General features: G+C 71.2%; 21 protein-coding genes, 1 tRNA gene and 2 pseudogenes. 16 read left to right on the forward strand and 8 right to left on the reverse strand.

Annotated features, from left to right (window positions below; all coding sequences use genetic code 11):
• The 7 genes and pseudogenes from WA675_RS14955 to WA675_RS14985 all read left to right on the forward strand — a co-directional run.
• Window positions 1-700: pseudogene (locus WA675_RS14955) on the forward strand (hypothetical protein); the annotation flags it as partial.
• Window positions 697-948, forward strand: a complete 252-nt coding sequence (locus tag WA675_RS14960; RefSeq protein WP_336084986.1) for a hypothetical protein — start codon at window positions 697-699, stop codon at window positions 946-948. The pseudogene WA675_RS14955 and the gene WA675_RS14960, both read left to right, overlap by 4 nt.
• A 190-nt stretch (window positions 949-1,138) precedes the next feature.
• Window positions 1,139-1,738 carry an Rv0361 family membrane protein gene (locus tag WA675_RS14965; protein ID WP_336084988.1) on the forward strand — a complete coding sequence of 200 codons (600 nt, stop codon included), beginning with the start codon at window positions 1,139-1,141 and terminating at the stop codon, window positions 1,736-1,738.
• Between the two features lie 70 nt (window positions 1,739-1,808).
• Complete coding sequence (locus tag WA675_RS14970) at window positions 1,809-2,804, forward strand: extracellular solute-binding protein (RefSeq protein ID WP_336084990.1); 996 nt, start codon at window positions 1,809-1,811, stop codon at window positions 2,802-2,804.
• 69 nt (window positions 2,805-2,873) lie between these two features.
• Window positions 2,874-2,948, forward strand: a tRNA-Cys gene (locus tag WA675_RS14975).
• Window positions 2,949-2,986: 38 nt separating this feature from the next.
• Window positions 2,987-3,574 (forward strand): MarR family winged helix-turn-helix transcriptional regulator, encoded by a 588-nt coding sequence (locus WA675_RS14980; protein WP_336084992.1) that lies wholly within the window; start codon window positions 2,987-2,989, stop codon window positions 3,572-3,574.
• Window positions 3,575-3,598: 24 nt separating this feature from the next.
• A complete protein-coding gene (locus WA675_RS14985; protein ID WP_336084994.1) occupies window positions 3,599-4,657 on the forward strand; it encodes a hypothetical protein in 1,059 nt (352 codons plus the stop codon).
• Here the strand turns inward: WA675_RS14985 and WA675_RS14990 are convergent.
• The gene (locus WA675_RS14990; RefSeq protein WP_336084996.1) at window positions 4,654-5,448 is read right to left on the reverse strand and encodes an enoyl-CoA hydratase; all 795 of its coding nucleotides are present in this window, start codon (window positions 5,446-5,448) and stop codon (window positions 4,654-4,656) included. The two genes, WA675_RS14985 and WA675_RS14990, sit on opposite strands and share 4 nt — an antisense overlap.
• A gap of 119 nt (window positions 5,449-5,567) precedes the next feature.
• Here WA675_RS14990 and WA675_RS14995 point away from each other — a divergent pair, with 119 nt between their 5' ends.
• On the forward strand, window positions 5,568-6,116 hold the full coding sequence (locus tag WA675_RS14995) for a hypothetical protein (RefSeq protein WP_336084998.1): 549 nt from the start codon (window positions 5,568-5,570) through the stop codon (window positions 6,114-6,116).
• A 6-nt stretch (window positions 6,117-6,122) separates the two neighbouring features.
• Here WA675_RS14995 and WA675_RS15000 read toward each other — a convergent pair whose 3' ends face one another.
• From WA675_RS15000 to WA675_RS15015, 4 genes and pseudogenes are all read right to left on the reverse strand, one after another.
• Window positions 6,123-6,965: a universal stress protein gene (locus tag WA675_RS15000; protein ID WP_336085000.1), complete on the reverse strand. Its 843-nt coding sequence runs from the start codon at window positions 6,963-6,965 to the stop codon at window positions 6,123-6,125.
• A gap of 14 nt (window positions 6,966-6,979) precedes the next feature.
• Entirely contained in the window at window positions 6,980-7,804 is an 825-nt protein-coding gene (locus WA675_RS15005) for a universal stress protein (RefSeq protein ID WP_336085454.1), read from the reverse strand.
• Window positions 7,805-7,837: 33 nt separating this feature from the next.
• Window positions 7,838-10,555, reverse strand: a pseudogene (locus tag WA675_RS15010) (cation-transporting P-type ATPase); the annotation flags it as partial.
• Window positions 10,556-10,796: 241 nt separating this feature from the next.
• Window positions 10,797-11,750, reverse strand: coding sequence for a DUF2157 domain-containing protein (locus WA675_RS15015; protein WP_336085002.1), 954 nt, complete (start codon window positions 11,748-11,750; stop codon window positions 10,797-10,799).
• 136 nt (window positions 11,751-11,886) lie between these two features.
• Here WA675_RS15015 and icmF point away from each other — a divergent pair, with 136 nt between their 5' ends.
• Complete coding sequence (icmF, locus tag WA675_RS15020; RefSeq protein ID WP_336085004.1) at window positions 11,887-15,108, forward strand: fused isobutyryl-CoA mutase/GTPase IcmF; 3,222 nt, start codon at window positions 11,887-11,889, stop codon at window positions 15,106-15,108.
• Here icmF and WA675_RS15025 read toward each other — a convergent pair.
• The gene (locus tag WA675_RS15025) at window positions 15,105-15,755 is read right to left on the reverse strand and encodes a TetR/AcrR family transcriptional regulator (protein ID WP_336085006.1); all 651 of its coding nucleotides are present in this window, start codon (window positions 15,753-15,755) and stop codon (window positions 15,105-15,107) included. The genes icmF and WA675_RS15025 overlap by 4 nt on opposite strands.
• A gap of 103 nt (window positions 15,756-15,858) precedes the next feature.
• Here WA675_RS15025 and WA675_RS15030 point away from each other — a divergent pair, with 103 nt between their 5' ends.
• The 7 genes from WA675_RS15030 to WA675_RS15060 all read left to right on the forward strand — a co-directional run bounded on the left by WA675_RS15030 (window position 15,859) and on the right by WA675_RS15060 (window position 21,726).
• Window positions 15,859-16,695: an SDR family NAD(P)-dependent oxidoreductase gene (locus tag WA675_RS15030; protein WP_336085008.1), complete on the forward strand. Its 837-nt coding sequence runs from the start codon at window positions 15,859-15,861 to the stop codon at window positions 16,693-16,695.
• 27 nt (window positions 16,696-16,722) lie between these two features.
• Window positions 16,723-17,646 (forward strand): ferritin-like domain-containing protein, encoded by a 924-nt coding sequence (locus WA675_RS15035; RefSeq protein ID WP_336085010.1) that lies wholly within the window; start codon window positions 16,723-16,725, stop codon window positions 17,644-17,646.
• Window positions 17,643-18,197 (forward strand): NAD(P)/FAD-dependent oxidoreductase, encoded by a 555-nt coding sequence (locus WA675_RS15040; protein ID WP_336085012.1) that lies wholly within the window; start codon window positions 17,643-17,645, stop codon window positions 18,195-18,197. The genes WA675_RS15035 and WA675_RS15040 overlap by 4 nt, the downstream gene beginning before the upstream one ends.
• A complete protein-coding gene (locus tag WA675_RS15045; protein WP_336085014.1) occupies window positions 18,194-19,711 on the forward strand; it encodes a flavin-containing monooxygenase in 1,518 nt (505 codons plus the stop codon). Before WA675_RS15040 ends, WA675_RS15045 begins: the two co-directional genes overlap by 4 nt.
• 23 nt (window positions 19,712-19,734) lie before the next feature.
• Window positions 19,735-20,127, forward strand: a complete 393-nt coding sequence (locus WA675_RS15050; protein ID WP_336085016.1) for a hypothetical protein — start codon at window positions 19,735-19,737, stop codon at window positions 20,125-20,127.
• A 74-nt stretch (window positions 20,128-20,201) separates the two neighbouring features.
• Window positions 20,202-21,278: an amidohydrolase family protein gene (locus tag WA675_RS15055; RefSeq protein WP_336085018.1), complete on the forward strand. Its 1,077-nt coding sequence runs from the start codon at window positions 20,202-20,204 to the stop codon at window positions 21,276-21,278.
• A gap of 40 nt (window positions 21,279-21,318) precedes the next feature.
• Window positions 21,319-21,726: a DUF3224 domain-containing protein gene (locus WA675_RS15060; RefSeq protein WP_336085019.1), complete on the forward strand. Its 408-nt coding sequence runs from the start codon at window positions 21,319-21,321 to the stop codon at window positions 21,724-21,726.
• Here the strand turns inward: WA675_RS15060 and WA675_RS15065 are convergent.
• Both WA675_RS15065 and WA675_RS15070 read right to left on the reverse strand, forming a co-directional pair.
• Complete coding sequence (locus WA675_RS15065) at window positions 21,723-22,472, reverse strand: SWIM zinc finger family protein (RefSeq protein WP_336085021.1); 750 nt, start codon at window positions 22,470-22,472, stop codon at window positions 21,723-21,725. The two genes, WA675_RS15060 and WA675_RS15065, sit on opposite strands and share 4 nt — an antisense overlap.
• The gene (locus WA675_RS15070) at window positions 22,473-25,433 is read right to left on the reverse strand and encodes an SNF2-related protein (RefSeq protein WP_442945632.1); all 2,961 of its coding nucleotides are present in this window, start codon (window positions 25,431-25,433) and stop codon (window positions 22,473-22,475) included. It abuts the gene before it with no gap.
• Window positions 25,434-25,584 lie beyond the last annotated feature (151 nt).

Below are 25,584 nucleotides of genomic sequence, written 5' to 3' on the forward strand. Positions count from 1 at the left end.
CACCAACCCCGGCACCACCAACCCCGGCACTACCAACGGCGGGAGCACCAACGGCGGGAGCACGACCGGCGGCACCAAAGATATGGGCACTGCGGGTGTGTGGCGTCCGGGAGACATCGCGAATGTGCTGGAGTCGGCGAGCAAGATCACCGGCAACATTCCTGATCTGATCAAGGCGATCGGCTCGCTGGACGATGACGTGGACGACATCGTCAAGGCTGGTGGCGAGGCCATCAAGTCAGGCGGCGAAGGCATCTCGAAGGTGCTCGACTCCGTCAACAAGATGGACGACCCGGCAAGCAGCACAACCAACCCCGGGACCACAAGCCCCGGCACCACGGACCCCGGAAGCACCAACGGCGGCACCACCAACCCCGGCACCACCAACCCCGGCACAACCAACCCCGGCACCACCAACCCCGGAAGCACCAACGGCGGCACCACCGATCCTGGAAGCACCGGCGGCACAACCAACCCGGGCACCACCAACCCCGGCACCACCAGTGCCGGGACCGCTCCTTCGACGGTTACACCGGCGACCACTGCCCCGGCGAACATTTCCCAGCCGACGCAGTCGTCACTTGTCGGACTGCCCCCGGTACGCCCGTCCACCGAGAACGAGCGGGAGCGCCATAGCGACCCGAGCCTCGCCACCGCTCCCACCGTGGTGACGATCGACCAACAGGAGTCCACGTCGTGAATCCGATCGTCCAGCTGCAGCAAATCGGCGACCAGCACACGGCGGCGGTACGGCGTATCCGCGACCGGTTCGAACAGGCCGACCAGCGCGCGAAGGAGGCTTCCCGGCAGCTCGCTGTCCGGGAGCGGCAACAGCGTCATGTCGACCGCCGCATCCAACGCCCGGCCAAGAAGCCGACTACCGGTGCTCTGACACCCAGCGATCTGCTCAGCCATCCGGAACTCCTCGTCTGGGCTCTCAAGAAATAGGGGTGATGGCGCACGATGGGTGGCGCCGGGGCGGGCGACCCCGGCTGCCCGGCCGCTGAATCGGCGGGCTACGGTACGTGCCGAGCGTTCGCAGAACTCGCCTGAACTGGCGGGTGCTGCCACGCTCGCTTCGAGTTCGGTTCCACAGCGGTTGCGGGGGCCAGGCCCCCGATGACATCAGGAGCGGGCCATGACCAATCCCCCCGAGGGACAGCAGCCACCGAACATTCCGTCCGGGCCGCCCGGGTATCCGCACGCCGGGTTCGAGGCGGGCGCGAACCCGATTCCCGGCGCACCGGGTAATCCCGATGTGTTCCCGCCGCCGCAGCCGCCGAAGAAGAAGCGCACCGGGCTGTTCATCGGGCTGGGCGTGCTCGCGCTGGTGGTGGTCGGCGCGGTGATCACCGGCGTCGTGCTCACCCTGCAGGGCCGCACTCCCCTGTCCTCGGACGAGAAGAAGATCGAGGTCGCCATCCGCGACTTCTACGACACCCTCGACTCCGAGGGCTTCATCGCCGCCGCGGCCCTGGCCTGCACCGCCGACCGCACCGAGATCGAGAACCTCTCCGACGAACAGCGCAAACAGTTCGACGCGGCCACCGTCCAGGTCACCATCGACGAGGTGAAGGACATCGTCGTCACCGGCGACACCGCCGTGGCCACCGTCACCGGCCAGCTCACCCTCTCGGTCGAGGGCGAGGAACCCAATACCGAGAGCAGCACCGAGGAACACCTCGCCAAGGAAGACGGCACCTGGAAGATCTGCTCGGTCCCCGCCACCAAACACTGACCGAACTTCCTTGCCGCCCGGGGTATTTTGCTGGGGGAAGCCTCATCTCCCCGGGGCGGGAAGGACGTCGATGGTCGCGGGCGGTGGGCGGGTGCTGGCGGTGGTGCTGGCGGCGGTGTTCGCGCTGGGTGGGTGTGGGTCCGCGCCGGGGCGGGCCGATGAGATCACCGTGTACGCCGGGCAGGACGCGGGGCTGGTCGCGGAGTGGGCGGCGGCGTTCACCGAGGAGACCGGGGTCGAGGTGATCGTGCGGTACGGCGGGGATATCGCGTTGGGGCAGCAGTTGCTCGCCGAGGGGGCCGATTCGCCCGCCGATGCCTTTCTCAGTGCGAACGCGCCGGTGATGACGCTGGTGGAGCGGGACGGGTTGTTCGCCGACCTCGACCAAGGGACGCTCGATCAGGTGCCCTCCCGCTTCCGGCCCGCCGGTGATGCCTGGGTCGGAATCGCCGCGCGCACACCGGGTTTCGTCGACAACCTGACGGGCCTCCCGGTCGGCGGGCTCCCGACCTCGTTGCTCGACCTGGCACAGCCCGCCTGGCAGGGGCGGTGGGCGGCGGCCACCGCGAGTTCGGATTTCCAGGCGATCGTGGCGGCGCTGCTGGCCCAGCGCGGTGCCGAGGCGACCCGCGCGTGGTTGCGCGGGGTACGGGCGAACGCGGTAGCGCTGCCCGACGGTGCCGCTGTCGCCGCGGCGGTGAGCACGGGCAGGCCGGAATCCGGGCTGGTCTTCCAGGACGCCTGGTACCGCGAACAGCAGACCGGAACGGCTCTGCACTATTTTCCGGCGCCGGATCCCGGCGCATTCCTCAGTGTCGCGGGTGGCGCGGTGCTGCGATCGAGTACGAAGCAGGAGGAGGCGCGGAAATTCCTCGCCTTCGTCACCGGCCGGGCGGGACAGGAAATTGTTCGCGACGGCGGTTCGATGCAGTATCCGGTCGCCGCGGATATCGGCGCCGACCCCGCCCTGCCCCCGCTGACCGAGCTGCGGGCGGCCGTCCCGGATCCGGGCAGGCTCGACGCGGCGCAGGCCGAGGCCCTGCTGGCCGAGGCCGGACTGCGCTGAGGCGGGTTCCGATCACGCTGATCGCAACTCTCGTCCCGGACCGCCGCGCACGGCACTATCAATGGCGAGGCGGGCGTGGCTGAGTGGTTTAGGCAACGGTCTGCAAAGCCGTTAACGCGGGTTCAATTCCCGCCGCTCGCTCCAACGGGGAAAGCGGTCCGGGTCGTGAAATGATCGGATTCATGTCACGACCCGGACCGCTTTCCCAGGACCCCATCGCCGAGGCGTATCGACAGTGGATCGAACACGGCTGGGGTTCGGTGGCCGACGGCATGGCCCTGGTGACCTCGCTGGTCCGGGCTCAGCAGATCGTGATGGCCAGGGTCGACGTGGCGCTCAAGCCCTCCGGACTCACCTTTTCCCGCTATGAGCTGCTGCAATTGCTCAGTTTCAGCAAGACCGGCGCGTTACCGATGGCCAAGGCCAGCGCCCGCCTGCAGGTGCATCCGACCAGCGTGACCAATACCGTCGACCGGCTCGAGGCCGCGGGGCTGGTGAACCGGGTGCCCCATCCCACCGATCGCCGCGCCACCCTGATCGAAATCACCGACGCCGGAAGACAATCCGTGGCCGCGGCCACCGAGGCGCTCAACGCGCAGGTCTTCGCCGAACCCGGCCTGCCATCCGAGCGGGGCCGCGAACTGCTCCATCTGCTGGCACAGTTCCGCCACGACGCGGGCGACTTCGAGACCGACGATCCGGAAAACCTCGCATTCCACGCGACCTGGCGGCCGGACCGAGATTCCTCCCCCGGCGCCCTTGGCAGCTAGCCGAAAAGCAGCCACCATGGAGCGATGGTGCTGGTCCTGGGGGTCTCGGCGGGTGCGGGCGGTGCTCGCGCCGTCCTGACGCACTCCGATCAGCCGCACCTGCCGCCGCTGGACCGGGTGCGGGTGCCGCGCAGGCCGGGCGCCTCGGTCGCCGAATCGGTGCTCACCGCGGTGCGGCGGATGCGGGTGGCCGCGCTCGCGCGCGACGAGTGCGTCACCGACACGGTGGTCACCTGCCGGTCGGAACTGCACGCCGACGCCATCCGAGCCGCGGCGGGCCAGTCCCTGGCGATCGTCGACGAACCGCTCGCCCAGCTGCGCTACCTGCGTTTCACCGGTCAGCTGCCCGCCGCCGACTCGGTGATCCTCTACGACCTGGGCAGTTCCGGCCTGACCATCACCCACGCCGACTGCCGCACCGACACCATCCTGGCGAGCCGCCGCAGCACCGTGCTCAGCGGCGACGGCTACGACACCCTGCTGCGCTGGCAGCTGGCCCGCGACGGCGTGGCCACCGACGCGCGCACCAGCCGGGCGCATCGCGAATCGCTGAGCGAGGAGCGGGTGGTCACCGCCGCCGACGCCGATACCGGCGAGCGCGCGGTGCTGACCCGCAGCGATCTGGCCGGGCTGTGCGGGGAGGGGCTGCGGCATTCGGCCGCCTTCGTCGGGCAGCTGATCACCGAGACGGGTGTGCGGCCGGGCGCGCTGGTGCTGCTCGGCGGCTGCACCCGCAATCCGACCTTGCGCGCGGATCTGGCCGGGCTGGTCGGGCTGCCGGTCGTCTACGACCCGGAACCGGAGTACGTCTCGGCGCGCGGCGCGGTGCTGCTGGCGGCCCGGCGGCCCTCGTCCCGGCTGCGGATGACCCGGTTGCGCGCGGGCGCGGCCGAGGCGGCGCGGGCCGGGCAGCAGCGCCCGGCCCGGCGCCGGTTGCTCGCGGCGGTGGCGGTAACAGCCACTCTCGGTGGCGCGGTGGCCGGGCTGATCGGCACCGACGCCGCGCCGCGGTCCCCCGACAAGGGGACCGCGCCGACGACAGCGCAGTTCACCGAGGGGTCGCTGCGCTGGAAGCCGAACTAGCTGTTGGTGAAGTTGGCCGGACGCTTCTCGACGAACGCGGCCATGCCTTCCTTCTGGTCGTCGGTGGCGAACAGCGAGTGGAACACCCGGCGCTCGAACAGCAGGCCCTCGGCCAGGGTGGTCTCGAAGGAGCGGTTCACCGCCTCCTTGGCGATCATCGCGACCGGCAGCGACATCGAGGCGATGGTCTGCGCGGTCTCGAGCGCGGTGTCGAGCAGCTGGTCGGCGGGCACGATGCGCGAGACCAGACCGGCCCGCTCGGCTTCCTCGGCGCCCATATTGCGGCCGGTCAGGATGAGATCCATGGCCTTGGCCTTGCCGACCGCGCGGGTCAGCCGCTGCGAGCCGCCGATGCCGGGGATGACGCCGAGCTTGATCTCGGGCTGCCCGAACTTGGCGTTGTCGGCGGCGATCAGGATGTCGCAGAGCATGGCCAGCTCACAGCCACCGCCGAGGGCGTAGCCCGCGACGGCGGCGATGGTGGGCTTGCGGAAGCTGGCCAGGCGGTCCCAGCGGGCGAAGAAATCGGCCATGTACATGTCCATGTAGGACTTGGGGGCCATCTCCTTGATGTCGGCGCCCGCCGCGAAGGCCTTCTCGGAGCCGGTGATCACCACGGCGCCGATCGAGTCGTCACGCTCGAGCTCGTCGAGCGCGGCGATGACGTCGTCGAGTACCTGGGCGTTGAGGGCATTGAGCGCCTTGGGGCGGTTCAGCGTGATCCAGCCGACCCCGCCTTTCCCTTCGCCGCCACCCTTGCGCTCCAGCAGAATCGTCTCGAATTCGGTCACGACACCCTCTTGTTCCTCAATGGTCACGGATGGTCCGAACCATACCGAGCCGCGACGGCCCGCGCGGCACGCCCCGTGGGAGACGGCCGGTCCGCGCGCCGCTACGGCACAATCGGGACATGGGCACCGACCACTTCGTGCGGATCAGCCGCCTGCGGGCACTCATCGACCACGAGAACACCGGCGCGGACGAGCGGGCCACCGCCCAGCGGATGCTCGACCGGATCCTGCGCAAGTCCCCCGGCGGGTCCGCGACCGCGCACCCGGATCGGGTCTACGGCGCCCGGCACGACCGGCCGGGCAGGCACGCGAGCACGTCCTCGATCGTGGAGTCGGTGCGCGAGGACATCAGTTTCGCCCGGCTGTTCACCATCGCGGGTGAGCCAGGGGAGCTGCGGGTGCACAGCCCGCTGGCGGCCGCGCCCGCCGAGGTGACGGTGTCGGTGAGCACGCCGTTCGCCGACCAGATCGTGGTCACCATCGAGCACATCCCGCCGGCGTGGGGCTGGGAATCCGACGAGTTCGAGCGCACCACCGCGACCGCGGACCTGCGCGGCTTCGCCGACGAGCTGGCCGAGATCATCGACAGCTACAACCACGACGGCAGCGATGTCGGCCCGCGCTTCTTCCGCACGATCCGCGCCCAGGAGACCACGCTGTTGCGCTGAGCGGTCTCACGCCGCCCGCGGCCGGGCCACCAGCACCGGCAGCCGCGCCGCGCGCAGCAGCGCCTTGCTCGTCGACCCGAAGACCAGCCCGGCCAGCGGTCCACGCCCGTGGCTGCCGATCACCAGCAGCTGGGCCCGCGCGGATTCGGCCAGCAGCGAATGCGCCGCGGAATCCGCGTCGACCACCCGCCGCACCCGCACCTCGGGATAGCGCCCGCCGAAACCGGCGATGTTCTCCGCCAGCACCGCGGCCGCGCGCCGGGCGTCGTCGCCGCAGGCGTGCACGGCGACCAAGTCCACCTGACGGCGAGCCGCCTCATCGAAGGCGGCGCGCACGGCGGCGACGCTGTTGCCGCCGCCGTCCACCCCGACGACGACCGGTCCGGCCCGCGGCAGCCCGTCCAGCGCCACCTCGGCCCCGACCACCCCCACCGGGCAGTGTGCGCCCCGCACCACGGGCGCGCTCACCGACCCCAGCCCGCCGAGCCGGATCCCGCCCGGACCCCGTCGCCCGACCACCACCATCCGCGCCCGGGTCGACCGCGCGATGACCGCCGGGGAGACCGGCGCGAAAGTAACTTCGACGCTGGTGACCAGCGACCGGTCGACCGCCTGGGCGACCAGATGCGCCTCGTGCGTGATGACCCGCCCGCGCTCGTAGAGCCAGCGACGGCCGAAATCACTCGGTGGCGTGACGTATCCGGAATCGGTGCGGATCGCCATCGAGGTGACGATGTGCAGTTCGCAGTGATGCAGTCCGGCTTCGGCCGCCGCCCAGGTGACGGCCCGGTGCGAGGATGGTGAACCGTCGACGGCGACCACGATCACGGGCCGTGGGCAGTGTGGCATCGGCCTCTCCTTCCTCAGCGGCGGTCGGGGGTGTCGGGGACGAGCAGCACATCGGCACCGGCGTCGCGCAGCACGCCCTGTCCGGTGGAGCCCAGCAGCGCGTAGCCGAGCCGGGAGTGGCGGCCGCCGCCGAGGACGATGAGGTCGGCGGTCAGCTCGGTGGCTGCCTCGGTGATCCGCCTGCGAGGTGGCCCGGCGGCGACGAGGGTGCGTTCCGGGGCGCGCGCCAGGCTCTGTGACAGCCGGGCCAGGTGCCGGTGGATCGATTCCGGGTCGGCCGTGCGCACCCGGGTGCGCCGCGGGCCGGGCAGGCTGGCGTGCACGAGCGCGTGCTCGGCGCCGAGGGTGAGCATGGTTCCCGCCCGCGCGGCGTTCGCGGCGACCGAGGAGCTGTCCACGGCCAGTACCACCCGCCGATAGTCCCGCGCGGGAACGTTTTTCACCACCAGCACCGGAATGCGGCTGGAACGCACCAGGGTTTCGGCGGTGCCGCCGAGCAGCGCGCGGGCCACCGGGCGGGCACCGCGGGCCCCGACCAGCAGCAGGTCGGCGGCACGGGCGGCGGCCTCGTCGACGATGACGGAGTTGGTGTCGCCCGCGCGGACCACGATGTCCTCGCAATGCTCCCCCGCGAACCGGTCGACATGGGCGCGCAGCCGGGCCGTGGCCGCCGCGACGGCCGCCTCGTCGGCGTGGCCGGGCAGCGCGTGCACGGCGGTGAGCCGGGCGTGATGGACGGTCGCCAGCCGGGCCGCGCGGTCCAGGGCCCGGCCCGCCTCCTCGGACAGATCCGTCGCGACCAGCAGGTGCGCGGGCGGGGCGGCGCTGAGCGCCTGCATGTGCCGGGGCCTGGCCTTCCACTGCCGGTGCCCGCGCACCGAGCGGATCACCGCCTTCTCGGTCTCGGCGATGAGGAACACCGCCAGGCCCACGGCGATGACCTTGAGCCATTCGGTCCCGCTGAGCCCGGACGACCCGAAGATCGCCTGCATGAACGGCGCGTAGGTGAACAGCAGTTGCAGCACGACGCACGCGCTGATCGCGCCGAGCACGTACTTGCTGCCGAACAGGCCCTCCCGGTTGAGCACCGAGCCCCGGATGTGGCGGCTGTTGATCAGGTAGAACATCTCGGTCACCACGATGGCGTTCACCGCGAGGGTGCGGGCGGTCTCGACGCTGGTCCCCGAGTCGATCTCCCACAGGAACAGCCCCAGCGCGCCCGCCATCATCAGCACCGAGACCAGCGCGACCCGCCAGACGAAGAAGCCCGACAGCAGCGATTCGGTCGGTGGCCGGGGTGGCCGCCGCATGACGCCCGCCTCGGTGGGTTCGAAGGCCAGCGCGAGGCCCAGGGTGCTGACGGTGGCGAGGTTGATCCACAGCACCTGGGCGGGGGTGAGCGGCAGAGTGAGCGGGAACAGGATGGCCGCGATCACCACCAGTGCCTCGCCGCCGTTGGTCGGCAGCATGAACAGGATGAACTTCTTGAGGTTGTCGTAGACGCCACGCCCTTCCCGCACGGCCGCGGCGATGGTCGCGAAATTGTCGTCGACGAGCACCATGTCGGAGGCTTCCTTGGCGGCCTCGGTGCCGCCGCGGCCCATGGCCACGCCCACGTCGGCCTGGGCCAGCGCCGGGGAGTCGTTGACGCCGTCACCGGTCATGGCGACGACTTCGCCGGAGTTCTGCAGGGCCTGCACGATGCGCAGCTTGTGTTCGGGGCGGGTGCGGGCGAAGATCTCGGCCTCGCCGACCACGCGGCGCAGCGCCTCGTCGTCGAGGGTGGTGATATCGGTGCCGGTCAGGGCCTCGCGGCCGCGGCCCAAGCCCATCTGGGCGCCGATCTCGGTGGCGGTCGCGGCGTGGTCGCCGGTGATCATCTTGACCGTGATCCCGGCCCGGTGGCAGTCGCGCACGGCGGCGATGGCCTCGGTGCGGGGCGGGTCGATGATGCCGATGAGGCCGAGCAGGGTGAATCCGTCCTCGGTGTCGGCCAGGTCGAGGACACCGTCGGCCGCGGGCCGGTCCCGGTAGGCGACGGCGAGCACCCGCAGGCCCTGGGCGGCAGTCTCGGCGACCCGGTGCCGCCAGCGTTCGGCGTCGAGCGGCACCGCGCTGCCCGCCCACAGCTGCCCGGTACAGGACTCGAGCACGCGTTCGGGGGCGCCCTTGAGATAGATCCGCTCCTGGCCGGGCAGGTCGGCCTCGTGCAGGGTGGCCATGAACCGCCGCTCGGATTCGAAGGGGATCGCGTCCAGCCGGGGCCAGGCCTGCTCGGCCTCGGCGCGCGCGAGACCCGCCTTCACACCGAGGACCAGCAGGGCGGCTTCGGTGGGGTCGCCCTCGATGTCCCAGGTGCCGTCGACCTCGTCCAGGCGCGCGTCGTTGCACAGCACCCCCGCGCGCACGGCCAGGCGCAGGGCTTCGCCGCTGTCCGGGTCGACGGGTTCGCCGTCGGTGTCGGTCAGGTCGCCGACCGGCGCGTAGCCGACGCCGCCGACGTCCACGGCGCGGTCGGCGGTCACCACCTTCTGCACGGTCATCTCGTTGCGGGTGAGCGTGCCGGTCTTGTCCGAGCAGATCACCGTCACCGAGCCGAGGCTCTCCACCGCGGGCAACCGCCGGATCACCGCCTTGCGCCGGGCCATCCGCTGCACCCCCAGCGACAACGTCACCGTCATGACCGCGGGTAGCCCCTCCGGAATCGCCGACGCCGCCAGCGCCACGACCAGCGTGAACATCTCCGAGGGCGGTTCCCCGCGCACGGTGACCCCGAGCACGAACGCCAGCACGGCCACCCCGAGGATCACCGTGGCCAGCCATCGGCCGAAGTGGCCGATCTGGCGCAGCAGCGGCGTGGTGGTCTTGCGGATGCCCGCCAGCAGCTCGTTGATCCGCCCGAGCTCGGTGTCGACGCCGGTGGCGGTGACCACACCGTCGGCGCCGCCGAACACCGCGACGGTGCCCGCGTAGGCATTGCCGCGCCGGTCCGCGGGTTCGGCCGCGTGCTCGACCGGCGCGGCGGTCTTGTGCACCGGCATGGATTCCCCGGTCAGCGCGGCCTCGTCGATCCGCAGGTCACGGACATCGATGAGGCGCAGGTCCGCGGGCACCCGATCGCCGGAGGCCAAGCGCACCACATCGCCGGGGACGAGCTCGGCCGCCGGGATATCGATGATCTCCCCGTCCCGGTTCACCCGGGCGCGCGGCGCGAGCGCGGCGCGGATCGAGTCGAGCGCGGTCTCGGCGCGCCCCTCCTGGATGAAGCCGAGGATCGCGTTGACCACGACCGCGCCGAGCAGCACCGAGGTGTCCACCCAGTGCGCCAGGAACGCGGTGATCACCGCGGCGGTGAGCATCACGTACAGCAGCACATTGTGGAACTGCCGCAGCAGCCGCCACCACCAGCGATCACGGCGACCCGCTGGCAGGGTGTTGGGCCCGTGCTCGGCCAGCCTGCGCGCGGCTTCGGCGGCGCTGAGCCCGGTGGGTGCCGAGCCGAGCCGTTCCAGGGTGGCGGTGGCGTCGAGGGCGTGCCAGGCGGGCGCGGCGTCGCGCGTTCCCGCTGTTCCGGGGACGTCGTTGGCCATCCGTACCCACCGCCGATCCGCTCGGCTCGACCGGATGAATCCCGGAGGTCCGCGGCGGGAGACGACCGATCCGGACGCGCGGGCACGGCCGGGGCGGTCTCACCGCGGCCGGGGTCCGCACACGGCGAGCCATCATCGTCCGGGCACCGGGCCCGGCGTCTGTCGTGTGGTCTGAACTCAGTGTTTCATCTCGGGACGGGCGCGAGAATAAGGTCTGATACCCATTTCGGCGCACTCCCGGCTATCGCGGTCGCAACACCAGCACGATCAGCCCCACCGTGAGCACCACCGCCCCGATCGCCAGCACCAGACTCGCCACCGCCGGACCGCCCCCGGTGCGCTCGGCCACCACCTGCCCCACCGCGATCGCCACCGTCGCCGCGCCGCCCAGCACGAGCACCGGTTCCCGACGCACCGCGTAGAGCCCCAGGCAGGTCAGCCCGATCAGCCCGGTGAGCACGGGCGCCCACAGCGAGTCACCGAAACTCACCGACTGCGCGCCGACCACCGCGACCACGCCGCCGATCACATACCCGGCCCACTCGGCGACCAGCAGCCGCGCCCAGGCCAGCCCGAACCACACCGCCCCGAACCCCAGCAGCACGATCCCCTGCCACGGATCGCGGACCGCGAACACCGCGTCGGTCACCTGGAACACCGCCGCGACCCCGAACACCGCCACCGCCACCATCCCCAGCACGGTCGGTATCAGCAGATACCCGAGCACCGCGACGAGCAGCCCCGCGAGCACGGCCGGATGCTCGGCGGCCCCGTGCTCGCCGAACGCCGTCGCCACCGCCCCGGTAAGCGCCCCGGCCGCCAGCACCAGCAGCACCGCCGCCAGCCGCACCCGCCCGGCCCCGGCGATCGGCACCCGCCGGAACACCCCGCGACACCCACCCGCCAGCACCACCGCCCCGCCGATCGCGCACCCGGCCACCACCACCAGCAGCACCACCCGCCCCGATTGCGCCACCTCGCTCCACGCCCGCCCCAGGAACAGCGCGAGCCCGGCCGCGACCAGCCCGGCACCGAGATAGGCGACGATCTCCGCCGCGACCCACCCCGCGGGCGCCCGTCCCGCGCGTTCCTGCTCGTCGACCGCCCGCAGCACCGCCCCGCGCTGCTCGGCACTGATCACCCCCGACGCCACCAGCCGTTCCAGCGCCACACCCACCCTGTGCTCGCGAACCATCCGAGCAGTATGGCGAGCCCGGCGGCGAATCCGGGCCCAGCGCGGCGGAGCGTTTCCCGGCACAGTGACGCCGTTCACACTAGAATTAGTTTGATGTCCGAGTATCGGGCGTGCGACCAGTCGGCGGAGGAATGCCATGGGCGAGTCCAGCGCACTGCATGTTCCTGTTCATCCGGTGCGGTTCGTGACGTCGGCGGCGCTGTTCGACGGCCACGACGCCGCGATCAACATCATGCGGCGGATCCTGCAGAGCCAGGGCGCCGAGGTGATCCACCTGGGCCACAACCGCTCGGTCCGCGAGATCGTCGACGCGGTCCTCGAGGAAGATGTCCAGGGTGTGGCGGTGAGCTCCTACCAGGGCGGCCACATCGAGTTCTTCGAGTACCTGGCCCAGGCGCTGCGCGAGGCGGGCGCGGGGCACGTGCGGATCTTCGGCGGGGGCGGCGGGGTGATCGTCGCCGAGGAGATCGCGCGGCTCGCGCGCGGCGGCGTGCGGATCTTCTCCCCCGAGGACGGCCAGCGCCTCGGCCTGCCCGGCATGATCAACGAACTCGTCCGCGAGTGCGATGTCGACCCGGCCGCCACTCCACCCGACCTGGACGCCCTCTACACCGGCGACCGGCGCGCCCTGGCCCGCACCCTGACCTGCCTGCAACAGGGCGCGCTGACCGCACCCGACCGCACCGCCATCCTGACGGCGTCGGCCGCGCGCCGGGTGCCCGTCCTCGGCATCACCGGCACCGGCGGCTCCGGAAAGTCCTCGCTCACCGACGAATTGGTGCGCAGGCTGCGCACCGACCAGCAGGACAAACTGCGCGTCGCCGTGCTCGCGGTGGACCCCACCCGCAGGCGCGCTGGCGGCGCGCTGCTGGGTGACCGTATCCGGATGAACGCCCTCGACGGCGACCACGTCTACTTCCGCTCGCTGGCCACCCGCGGCAATCACGAACTCCCCGACGACATCGACACCATGATCGCCGCCTGCCGGGCCGCCGGTTTCGACCTGGTGATCCTGGAGACCCCCGGCATCGGCCAGGGCGACGCGGGCATCGTCGACCACGTCGACGTGGCGCTCTACGTGATGACACCCGAGTTCGGCGCCGCCTCCCAGCTCGAGAAGATCGACATGCTCGACTACGCCGACGTGGTCGCGGTCAACAAGTACGAGCGCCGCGGCGCCGCCGACGCGGCCCGCGACGTGGCCCGCCAATTGATCCGCAACCGCGCCGAATTCGGCGCCACCCCCGCCGACATGCCCGTCTTCGGCACCAGCGCGGCCACTTTCGACGACGACGGCGTCACCGCCCTCTACCAGCACCTCACCGGCCTGCTCACCGAGCACGGCCTGACCCTGGAACCCGGCACGCTGCCACGGGTGGACACCAAGGTCTCCACCCGCTTCGCCCAGCTCGTGCCGCCCGCCCGCGTGCGCTACCTGGCCGAGATCGCCGAGACCGTCCGCGCCTACCACGCCACCACCGCGACGGAATCCGCCGCCGCACAACGCGTTCAGCGCCTGACCCTGGTCCACGACGAACTCCCCGACGACACCGCCGTCACCGAACTCCTCGACCGGGCCCGCGCCACCCTCTCCCCCGAATCCGCCGCGCTCCTGGCCGAGTGGCCCGCCCTCGCCGAGAGCTACCGCGGCGCGGAACAGGTGGTCCACGTCCGTGACCGCGAACTGCGCACTCCCCTGCGCCGCGAATCCCTGTCCGGCTCCAGCATTCCCCGCGTCGCCCTGCCCCGCTACACCGACGACGGCGAACTCCTGCGCTTCCTGCGCGCCGAGCACCTCCCCGGCCGATTCCCGTTCACCGCAGGGGTTTTCCCGTTCAAGCGCGACAACGAGGACCCCGCGCGCATGTTCGCCGGGGAGGGCGACCCGGCCCGCACCAACCGCCGCTTCAAGGTCCTCAGCGCGCACGCCGAGGCCACCCGCCTGTCCACCGCCTTCGACTCGGTCACCCTCTACGGCCACGACCCGGCCGAACGCCCGGACATCTACGGCAAGGTCGGCACCTCGGGCGTCTCGGTGGCCACCATCGAGGACATGCGCACCCTGTTCGACGGTTTCGACCTGTGCGCGCCGACCACCTCGGTCTCGATGACCATCAACGGCCCCGCCCCCACCATCCTCGCCTTCTTCCTCAACACCGCGATCGACCAGGCGCTGGACCGTTTCACCGAGGCCGAGGGCCGCGCGCCGACCGCGCAGGAGGCCGCCGAGATCCGGGCGCGCACCCTGTCGACCGTGCGCGGCACCGTGCAGGCCGACATCCTCAAGGAGGACCAGGGCCAGAACACCTGCCTGTTCTCCACCGAATTCAGCCTGCGCATGATGGCCGACGTCCAGGAATGGTTCGTGCGCAACGAGGTCCGCAATTTCTACTCGGTGTCCATCTCCGGCTATCACATCGCCGAGGCGGGCGCGAACCCGATCAGCCAGCTCGCCTTCACCCTCGCCAACGGCTTCACCTATGTGGAGACCTATCTCGCGCGCGGCCTGGCCATCGACGATTTCGCCCCGAATCTGTCGTTCTTCTTCTCCAACGGCATGGACCCCGAGTACACCGTGATCGGCCGGGTCGCCCGCCGGATCTGGGCTGTCGCGCTGCGCGAGCGCTACGGCGCGGGCGAACGCGCGCAGAAACTCAAGTACCACGTGCAGACCTCGGGCCGCTCGCTGCACGCCCAGGAAATGCAGTTCAACGACATCCGCACCACGTTGCAGGCGCTCATCGCGGTCTACGACAACTGCAACAGCCTGCACACCAATGCCTTCGACGAGGCCGTCACCACGCCCACCGAGGATTCGGTGCGCCGCGCGCTGGCCATCCAGCTGATCATCGCCAAGGAATGGGGCCTGGCGATGAACGAGAATCCGCTCCAGGGCAGTTTCGTCGTCGACGAACTCACCGATCTCGTCGAAGAGGCCGTGCTGCGGGAATTCGAGCGGATCAGCGAACGCGGCGGCGTGCTCGGCGCCATGGAGACCGGCTATCAGCGCGGCCGCATCCAGGACGAGTCCCTGCGCTACGAACAGCGCAAACACGACGGCACGCTGCCGATCGTGGGGGTGAACACCTTCCGCGGCCCCGACGACGAGGCCGCGCACGGCCCGCTCGAACTGGCCCGCGGCACCGAGGCCGAGCGGCAGTCCCAGCTCACCCGGCTGCGCGAATTCCGCGACGACCACAGCGAGGAATCCCATCGCGCGCTCGCCCGGCTGACCGAGGTGGCCCACACCGACGGCAATATCTTCGAGGTGCTGATGGACGCCGCCCGGGTGTGCACCTTGCAGCAGGTCACCGACGCGTTCTTCGCGGTGGGCGGGCAGTACCGCCGCACCGTCTAGCCGCCGATGATCTCCGGCGGCAGGAACGCGCCGCCGAGCTGCACGGCGATGGCGGTGGTGTGCTCGACCAGGCGTTCGGCGTCCACGTCGAGGGCGCCGCTGCGCCAGGCGGTGAGCAGCTCGATGAAGCCGCCGATCCCGGCCAGCGTGCTCATCCGGAACGCTGTCTCGTCGACGCCTTTCCGCAGGTAGGGCCAGGCGATCGCGACCATGAGGTCGGTGGAGTCGGTGAGCATGGTCTGGCGCCGTCGTTCGAGCACGGCGCTGCCCGCGTGCTCGGCCAGCAGGATGCGGGCCCGGCCGCGCTGGTCGGTCTGCAACGCGACCGCGCGCGCGATCACCGCGTGCAGGATCTCCAGCGGGGTGCGGTCGCTGTGCTCGGCGACCACCACCGCGAGATCGGCGAACACCTCCGCGCAGACCTCGTCCCACGCCACCCCGAGCAGTTCGTCGCGGTCGGCGAAGCTCTCGTAGAAGTACCGGTCGTTGAGCCCGGCCCGCTGACACACCCCGCGCATGGTCACCGCGGCCCAGCCGCTGTCGAGCCAGATGTCCAGCGCCGCGGACACCAGCGCCTCGCGCCGCCGCGCCCTGCGCTCCTCTGCGGTCCGCCCACCCCAGGTCCGGGCCGGTGCACGTACATCCATGGTTGACAAAGTACCCCGTCACGCGCCTAATTGGTGTCAGGTGCGGCCAATGGTGGCATACGCCACCAGTTTGGAATCGGCACCGGGCGAACCGGGAGTTGCCATGCGACTGTTTCCCTTCGGCGGTCCCCGCCGGACCACCCGCGCCGACGCCGTGGTCACCGGCGCGGGCAGCGGCATCGGCCGCGCCTTCGCGGTGGAACTGGGCAGCCGCGGCGGCCGGGTGCTCTGCTCCGATATCGACTCCGAACGCGCCGCCGACACCGCCGACCTGGTCGAGGCCGCGGGCGGCAAGGCGATCGGCGCTGGCTGCGATGTCACCTCGATCGCCGAGGTCACCGGGCTGGCCGAGACCGCGCGGGACTGGTTCGGCGGCGCGCCCACCGTGGTCGTCAACAACGCGGGCATCGGGGCGGGCGGTCCGCCGGTCGGCGAGTTCTCCCTCGACGACTGGCAGCGCACGCTCGGGGTGAACCTGTGGGGCGTCATCCACGGCTGTCATGTCTTCGCGCCGATCCTGCGCGCGGCGGGCCGGGGCGCGCTGGTGAACGTGGCCTCGGCCGCGGCCTTCGGCGCCGCGCCGCGGATGGCCGCCTACAACGTCAGCAAGGCGGGCGTGCTCGCGCTCTCGGAGACCATGGCGGCCGAGCTGGCCGGGACCGGCGTCGGGGTCACGGTGCTGTGCCCGACCGGCGTGAAAACCGGGATCATGCAGGCGGATTCGCCGATGGACGAGACCGCCGAGCGCCTGGGCGGGCTGCTGCTGCGCTGGACCGGGCGCGCCCCGGAGTCCATCGCCCGCGCCACCCTCGACGCCGTCGATCGCGGCGAGCTGTACGTCGTCCCCCAGCTCGAGGCCAAGCTGCTCTGGCAGGCCAAACGCTGGATGCCCACCACCTACACCCGTTCCGCGGGCCTGCTGGAGCGGGTCGTGCGCTGATCCACCATCTCCCGAGGAGGCCGAACAATGACGTTCGCATATCCCGACATGCTCGCCACCATCCGCGCCCGGCAATGGGCACTGGCCGATATCGACTGGGACGCACCCGGTGCCGAGACCATCACCGATGAGCAGCGTCCCCGGCTGGCCGCCTTCATGGCCGATCTGGTGTGGATCGAGCACGTGGGCGCCCGCGGTTTCGCCGCGCTGATCCAGCAGGCGCCACCCGGCGCGCTGCGCGAGATCTACCGGCACTTCCACGCCGAGGAGCAGAAGCACGCCAATGCCGAACTCGCGCTGATGCGCCGCTGGGGCATGCTCGACGGCGACGCGATGCCGTTGCCCAACAAGAACATCCGGCTGGTGATCAGCTGGCTGGACCGCTACGCCGAGGGCCTGCGCCTGCCGGTGCTCGGCACCGTCATCCCCTCGCTGGAGACCGCGCTGGACGGCGCGCTGGTGAAGTTCCTGCTCGACGAGGTCGAGGACCCGGTGTGCCACCAGGTGTTCCGGCACATCAACAACGACGAGTCCCGGCATCTGGCCGTCGGCTTCCAGGTGCTCGAACAGCTCGGCGCTGGCCCGCTGCGCAAGATCGCCATCGAGACAGCCGGTTTCGCGGTGCGGCCGTCGTTCGTGCTCGGCGCGCTGCTCTACGCGCCGCTGCTCTCGCGCATGTCGGCCAATATCGTCGCCCTCGGCCTGGACGAGGAGAAGCTGTGGCAGGCGGTGCGCCGCTACGAGAACGTGGGCGAGCGCAGCCCCGCGATCCGCAGGCTGCCGCTGTATCACGTGGTGAAGATGCACGGGAAGGCCACGATTCACCGGCGTCAGCCGTTTCAGCTGCTCGCGGATGTGTCCAATGCCTGTATCGACCGGTTCCCGGTGCGGGTGCTCGGGCACCGGCCGTCCTGGTCCAAGGAGCTCACCTACGAACCGGTGGCGAAATGATCCCACCGCACGCCGACACGTTCACCGGGCGTCAGCTGCACCGCACGGACTTCCGGCCGCGCCACGAGTTCACCGGCGAACGCGTCGCGATCATCGGCGGCGGCGCGGCGGCGGCCCGGCTGCTGCCCGGAATCGCCGCCGAGGCCGCCCGGGTGACGGTGTTCCAGACCGACGCGGTGTGGATCCTGCCCCGCACCCCGCTGCCGGGCACCCTGCTGCGCCGCCTGCCACCCCCGCTGCTGCGCGCCGCCGCCCGCGCGAATCTGCGTGCCCAGGTGCGGGATTCGTGGCTGCGCCACCGCCTGACCCCCGACGACGACGCGGGCCTGGCCCTGCACAACAGCTACTACCGCACCCTGCGACAGCCGCACTGCGCCCTGGTCACCTGGCCGATCGCCCGGCTGTCCCCGCTGGGGGTGCGCACCGTCGACGGCATCGAACACCGGGTGGACAGCATCGTCTACGCCGACGACACGGGCCACGTCGTCCGCAGGTTGGCCCGCCCCGGCCGCCTGCCCGCCTCGGCCACCCGCCTGAAGGAGACAGCATGACCACCGGAATCGATCACGAGATCATCATCGTCGGCGCCGGGTTCTCCGGTATCGGCGCGGCCATCGAGCTACGCAAGGCCGGTTTCGAGGATTTCCTGATCGTGGACGAGGCCGACGGCGTCGGCGGGACCTGGCACTGGAACACCTATCCCGGTGTCGCCGTGGACATCCCGTCGTTCAGCTACCAGTTCTCCTTCGAACAGCGCACCGACTGGTCACGGGTCTACGCCCCCGGCCGGGAACTCAAGGCCTACGCCGAATCGTGTGTGGACAAGTACGGCCTGCGCCCCCGCATCCGCTTCGGCACCACCGTGCTCGGCGCCGATTTCGACGAGGTGGGCGAGCGCTGGGTGCTGCGCACCGGCGACGGCGCCGAACTGTCTGCGCGCTTCCTGATCAGCGCGACCGGCGTGCTCACCCGGCCCAAGCTGCCCGAGATCGCGGGCATCGAGTCCTTCGCGGGCCTGACCATGCACACCTCCCGCTGGGATCACACCCAGGATCTGCGCGGCAAGCGAGTGGCCATCATCGGGACGGGCGCGTCGGCGGTGCAGGTCATCCCGGAGATCGCGCCCGAGGTGGACCGGCTCACCGTCTTCCAGCGCACGCCCATCTGGTGCCTGCCGCGCCCCGACCTGCCGCTGCCCACCGCCGCGCGCCTGGCCCTGAGGGTCCCCGGCGGCCGCACCCTGACCCGCCTGCTCAGCCAGACCTACGTCGAGTTCACCTTCCCACTGGCCGCGCACTACTACACCTCGCTGCCCACCGCCGCGATCGGCGAACGCGCGGGCCTCGCGCACCTGAGACGGCAGGTCAAGGACCCGGCCGTGCGCGCCGCCCTCACCCCGGACTACGCGCTGGGCTGCAAGCGCCCGAGCTTCTCCAACGACTACCTGGCCACCTTCAACCGCGCGAACGTCACGCTGGAGACCGACGCCATCGCCGAGATCACCCCCACCGGCGTGCGCACCGCCGCGGGCACCGAACATCCGGCCGATGTCCTCATCCTGGCCACCGGCTTCAAGGTGATGGAGTCGGGCAATATGCCGACCTACGATCTGCACGGGGTCGGCGGCCGCGACCTGGAGAAATGGTGGGACGAGAACCGCCTGCAAGCCTACGAGGGCGTGAGCGTGCCCGGTTTCCCCAACTACTTCTCCATCATCGGCCCCTACGGCTACAACGGCGCCTCGTACTTCACCCTGATCGAGAACCAGACCCGCCATATCCTGCGCTGTCTACGGCACGCGCGCACGCACGGCGCGACCCGGGTGGAGGTCACCGACGCGGCGAACGACCGCTTCTTCCGCGAGATGCTGGCCCGGCGCGGCGGCCAGGTGTTCTGGCAGGACAGTTGCGCGCTGGCCAACAGCTACTACTTCGACGCGCACGGCGATGTGCCGCTGCGGCCCTCCTCGACGGTGGAATCGGCCTGGCGCAGCGGTCACTTCGACCTCGACGACTACCGGTTCACCGGTCCCCGCCGAGCTGCCGAGGTCACCGGCGCCCGGTAGGTTCGGATGTCGTGTATCCACCCATGCCGCACTCGCCCCCCGCCGTTCCCGTCGCCATCACCGCCTCGGACGGCATCAGTCTCAAGGGCAGGCGGGCGAAGATGCTGGCCGAGTTCGCGCCGGGCTTCGTGGTGGAACTGGGACCGGGGCTGAATCAGGTACAGCTGGCGCCCGGCCGCTACCGGGTCCAGCTGTGGTCGCAATATGTGGTCTGGAAGGTCGGCAAGGCCACCCTCGACATCGACACCACGCGCGGACCGGTGCACTTCCACTACGCGGCGCCGCACACCCTCTACAGCCCCGGCGCCGCCGGGTTCCACCCGGTGGCGCGGCCGGGCCGGAATCTGCTGATCGGGTTCTACGCTGTCGCGTTCCTGGTGCCCACGCTGGTCGTGCTGATCGCCTATCTGCGCTGAATCCCCGGCACGTCCGGTGATGCGGTCCGCGCCGCCGCCGCGCGTGTGACAATCGCCGGGAGCATTCGGCGGCGATGGGACGCGATATGGATCTGACCGGCCTGGACATCCTCGACGCGCACATCCACCAGTGGGATCCGCACGCCACCCCGCGCGAGTTCAGCGGCCTGGCCAAGCTCATGCGCAGGCTCCCGGTGCCGGTCGACCTCGCCGCCAAGCTGGCCCCGCGCCGCGACCGCGAGTTCATCGGCGATCCGCGCGCCTTCCTCGGGCCGTACCTGCCCGCGAACTACCGGGCCGACACGGGCCCGACGGCCGTCGAGGCGATCGTGCACGTCGAGGTCGAGTGGGCGGGCTGGAAGCCCGACGAGACCCGCTGGGTGGCGAGCCTGCCCTTCGGCGTCGACACACCCGCGCTGGCCGCGGTGATCGGCTCGGCCGACCCGGCCGCCGTCGATATCGGCGCCGTCCTCGACGCGCACCAGACCGCCTCGCCGCTGCTGCGCGGCATCCGCACGATGGTCGCTCACCACCCCGATCCCGGCGTCAAATCCTTCGCCGCCGCGGGCGCCCTCACCGCACCGGCGTTCCTGCACGGCTTCGCCCAGCTCGCCGAGCGCGGGCTCGCCTTCGACGCGTGGGTCTACTCCGGGCAGCTGCCCGAGCTCGCCGCGCTGGCCGACCGTTTCCCCGAGGTCCCGATCGTCCTCGACCACCTGGGCACCCCCGCCGGGGCGTTCGGCCCGGTCGGCAAACACACCGGCCGCACCCCCGCCCAGCGGCACACCCTGCTCGAGCGCTGGCGCGCCGACCTCACCGAACTGGCCGCGCGCCCGAATGTGACCGCGAAGGTGAGCGGGCTGATGATGCCGGTGCTCGGCCACCCGCTGCCGCCGCGCGGCACCTCCACCCCGGTGCCCCAGTTGGTCGAACGGACCGGGCCGCTGCTGGCGCACGCCTTCGACGTCTTCGGTGCCGACCGCCTGATCTGGGGCTCCAACTTCCCCATCGACAAGCCCTTCACCACCCTCACCGGCGCCGCCGAGACGGTCGCCACCGGCCTCACCGCCGCCGGTGCCACCACCGCCGACCTGCGAAAGGTCTTCCGGGACAACGCCGTGCGCGTCTACCGGATCGACACGGGTTCCTGAGTGAGCGAGGCTGTCGGTGGCCGGGTCTAGCATCGCGACCATGAAGGCAACCGGCACATTCGAGATCACCGCGTTCGACCCCACCGACCTGCTACCCCAGCCGCCCATCAACACCGGGCTGCCGGTCGGGGTGTCCACCATGACCAAGGCGTACGCGGGCGAGATCGAGGGGCAGTCGGCCACGCTGTTCACCGCCGCGTTCGACATCGCCAGCGGCGCGGGCACCTACATCGCGATGGAGTCCTTCGACGGCGCGCTGAACGGCAAGGCGGGCGCCTTCAATTTCGTGCACTCGGCCACCACCGGCGGCACCGACCGCACCGACGAGTTCTTCCACATCGTGCCCGCCAGCGGCACCGGCGAACTCACCGGCATCACCGGCACCGGCGCCCTGTACGTCGACGAGCGCGGCGGGCACCATATCTGGTTCGAGTACGAGCTGGGCTAACTGTCGAATTCCGGGTAGAGCGACCGTAATTCGCGCAGGCCGGTGGCCGCGATCTGCTCGTCCTCGGCGGTCATCCGCAGGGCGCGGCGCAGCGGCACCGGGTCCAGATCCTCTAGCACCGGATGGAAGGCGAGGCGGGGCAGCTCCGGCAGGGTGAGCGCGTCGCCGTAGGGGTCGTCGGTATCGGCGGTGCGCGCGGCCTTGGCCACGCCGCCGATCAGGGTGTCGAGATTCAGCCCGCGCAGGGTGAGGATCTCGCCGGGCTGCTCGTCGAGCCGTTCGGCGAGCAGGTAGCAGACCGCGGCGACGTGTTTGCACGGCCAGCCCATGTCCGGGCAGGTGCAGGAGAAGTCCAGTTCGCTGGCGGTCATGGGCAGCAGGTGCGGGCCGAGCGCGGGCGGCAGTGCGCCGGAGGCGATCTCGGCGAGCATGCCCGGCGCCTCCCTGATCTCGGCCAGCAGCAGCTCGATCTCCTCCTCACGCAGCGGCCGGATGCTCAGCACCGAGGTGAACGGGCTGGGCTGGCTGCCCTGCACCTCGGCGGTGACCGCGCCGCGCTCGATGCGGTAGTTCACCACCTGCCCGACCCGGGCGTAGGTGCGGCCGCGTGCGAGCCTGCCCGCGTCGGCCACCTGCTCCACCGCGTCCAGCAGCGCCTTGCCCCACCAGGTCCGGCCGAAGCCGCCGCGTGAGCGCGCGCCGCCGGTGACCGGTCTGCGCGGTCCGAACTGGCTGAAGTCGGCCATCTACTCCCCCACCGCCTCGGCGCCCAGGGTGAACAGGTCGCGCAGTTCCTCGGTGCTCAGCTCGGTGATCCAGTTCTCGCCCGCGCCGACGGCCAGTTCGGCCAATTGCTTCTTCCCGCTGATCATGTCGTCGATGCGTTCCTCGATGGTGTCGACGCACACCAGCTTGCGCACCTGCACCGCGCGCTGCTGCCCGATCCGGTAGGCGCGGTCGGTGGCCTGGTTCTCCACCGCCGGATTCCACCAGCGGTCCAGGTGCACCACGTGATTGGCGGCGGTGAGATTGAGGCCGGTGCCGCCCGCCTTGAGCGAGAGCAGCATCAGCGGGGGGCCGTCGGCGCGCTGGAACCCGGTCACCATGTCGTCGCGCCGCTGCTTGCTCACGCCACCGTGCAGGAACGGGATCGGGCTGCCGAAGCGTTCGGTGAGATAGGGCAGCACCAGGTCGCCGAACTCGCGGAACTGGGTGAACAGCAGGGCCTTCTCGCCGTCGGCGATGACCGCTTCCAGGATGTCCTCGACCAGGGCCAGCTTGCCGGAGCGGTGCCCGCCGCGCCGCAGCATCGGCGAGCCGTCGCCCAGGTAGTGGGCCGGATGGTTGCAGACTTGTTTGAGCCTGGTCAGCGCGCCGAGCACCGCGCCCTTGCGGGCCATGCCCTTGGCGTCTTTCAGCTTCTCCAGCATGTCGTCGACCACCGCCTGATAGAGCGCGGCCTGTTCGACGGTGAGGTTGGCGCGCACCGTCATCTCCAGCTTCTCGGGCAGGTCGCTGATCACCGCCGGGTCGGTCTTGAGCCTGCGCAGCACGAACGGGTCGGTGATCAGGCGCAGGCGGTCGATGGCGTGCTGGTCGCGTTCGCGTTCGATCGGCACCGCGAAGCGCGCCCGGAACGATTGCGGGCTGCCGAGCAGTTTCGGCATGGCGAAGTCGAACAGCGCCCGCAGTTCCTCCAGGCGGTTCTCCACCGGAGTTCCGGTGAGCGCCAGGCGATGTCGCGCGGGCACCGCCCTGGCCGCGCGGGCCTGCCGGGTGACGGCGTTCTTGATGTGCTGGGCCTCGTCGAGCACGATGCGTTCCCACTGCTGCTCGGCCAGCAGGGTCACGTCCCTGGCCAGCAGCGCGTAGGTGGTGATCACCAGGTCCACCTCGGCCACCGCGGCGGCGAATTCCGCGCCCTTGGCCCTTGCCGCGCCATGATGCACCAGCACCCGCAGGTCCGGAGCGAAACGCTGCGCCTCGCGCTGCCAATTGCCGACCACCGACATCGGGCACACGAGCAGTGTTGGCCCGGGCCGTCCGTCGCCCGGGCCGCGAGACACCGTGCTCACGCCACCGCGACCGCCCTCGGCGGTGCGCCCGTCGGGCGCCACACCACCCAGCGCTTCTTCGGCACCCGGCGCGGACGTGCCCAACACGAGCGTCCCCGGCGCGGGTGTGCCCCGCGCGGATTCCGGATCGGCGGACCCGGTTTCGCGCTCGTGCACGAGCAGGGCCAGCACCTGCACAGTCTTGCCCAAGCCCATGTCGTCGGCCAGGATCGCGCCACAGTTCAGGCGGTTCATGGTGGCCAGCCAGCTCAGGCCGCGTTCCTGGTAGGGCCGCAGCTGGGCCTTCAAGCCGACCGGCACCGGGACCGGCTCGGGTTCGCCCTCGCGCGCGAACAATTCGGCCGCCCAGCCCACGGCGGTGACCTCGGTGACCGGGACATTGTCGACGCGTTCGGCGGCCAGCTGACCGATCATGTCGGCCAGGGTGATCGGTGACTCGTCGGCGTGCTGCGCCACATACCGCGCGGCCGCCGCCAGGGCACGGTGATCGGCCTGCACCCATTCGCCGCGCAATTGGACCAGGTCGGACTTGCTGCGGATCAGCCGCGTCATCTCGGCCTCGGTGAGGACCATGTCGCCGAGCGCCAATTCCCAGCGGTAGGAGAGCAATCCGCTCAACCCGACCGTCGATTCGGCGGCCGCCGGGCTGCTCACCCGCAGCCGCATACTCGGCTCGGCGATATTCCAGGCGCGTGGCAGCAGCAGGCGGATGCCCGCGTCCTGGAGGGCGCGCGCGCCGTGCGCGACCAGGTCGGCGACGACCGGGGTCGGCAGCAGCAGGTCGAGGCCGCGCGGGTCGGTGGGCAGGTCGCGCAGGCGCGGATAGGACTTGCGGGCCTTGGCCAGTTTCTCCGCGGCGGTGCGGACCAGGACCGGGTCGTCGTCGAGGGCGACCGGTTTGGGCGCGTCGTCGACCGGGCGCAGGCAGACCTGCAGGCGCCACAGCGCCACGGCATCGTCGTCGGTGCCGAACTCGCCGTCGGGCTCGCACAGCCGCAGCACCAGTTCGGGTTCGTCGGCGGCGTAGCCCTCGCGCCACTGGGCCAGGGTCTCGGCCAGCCGGTAGGAGCCCCCGTCCAGGGGGGTGTCCTCGACCAGGGCCGCGAGCAGCGGGTGGGTCAGCGTGCGGTGGGTGACGTACTCGCGGGCGATCGGGTCGGTGAGTTCGGTGACCAGGTCGTCCAGCACGGCCGCCGGTGCCCCCGCCACCCGCAGCGCCTGCGGCATGGCGGCGACCAGCTCGGCCAGCCAGGCACGCTGACGCTGCCCACCGACCAGCCGCCACCGCACCCACCACTGCCCGTCGGCGCGTTCGACCTGCGGCACCACCCGTCCGGCCCGCACCCAGCGCTCGATCCCCCGGGCGACGTGAGCGAGGAAGCGCAGGTCACCGGCGATGTTCGCGCGCGGCAGCGGACCGCGCAGCACGACGGCCGCCGTGGGTGGCGCGAGCGCGTGCGCGCGCACCTCGGCGGTCTCGGTCTGCCCCGCGGCGTCCACCACGAGCACCTGCGCGCGATGCCGGAACCGGGCCCGATCCAGAATCTCGCCCAGCACCGAACCGACCGCCACCGGTTCCCCGTCGTGCCACAGCAGCAGCCCCGAACCGGGTGACCACAGAGCGTGCAGCATGGGGTCCATCCAAGCAGGCGGCACCGACAGCATCGCCGACGGCCGCACCGCTGGATTTCTCACCGCGTCCGGAACATACTGGGATATCCCCTGGTCACGGGCCGGTCCACCGACCGGCACCGACCCACACTCCAAGTACTGTGCGGAGGGC

Source organism: Nocardia sp. SSK8, from assembly GCF_037034205.1.
Lineage (GTDB): Bacteria > Actinomycetota > Actinomycetes > Mycobacteriales > Mycobacteriaceae > Nocardia.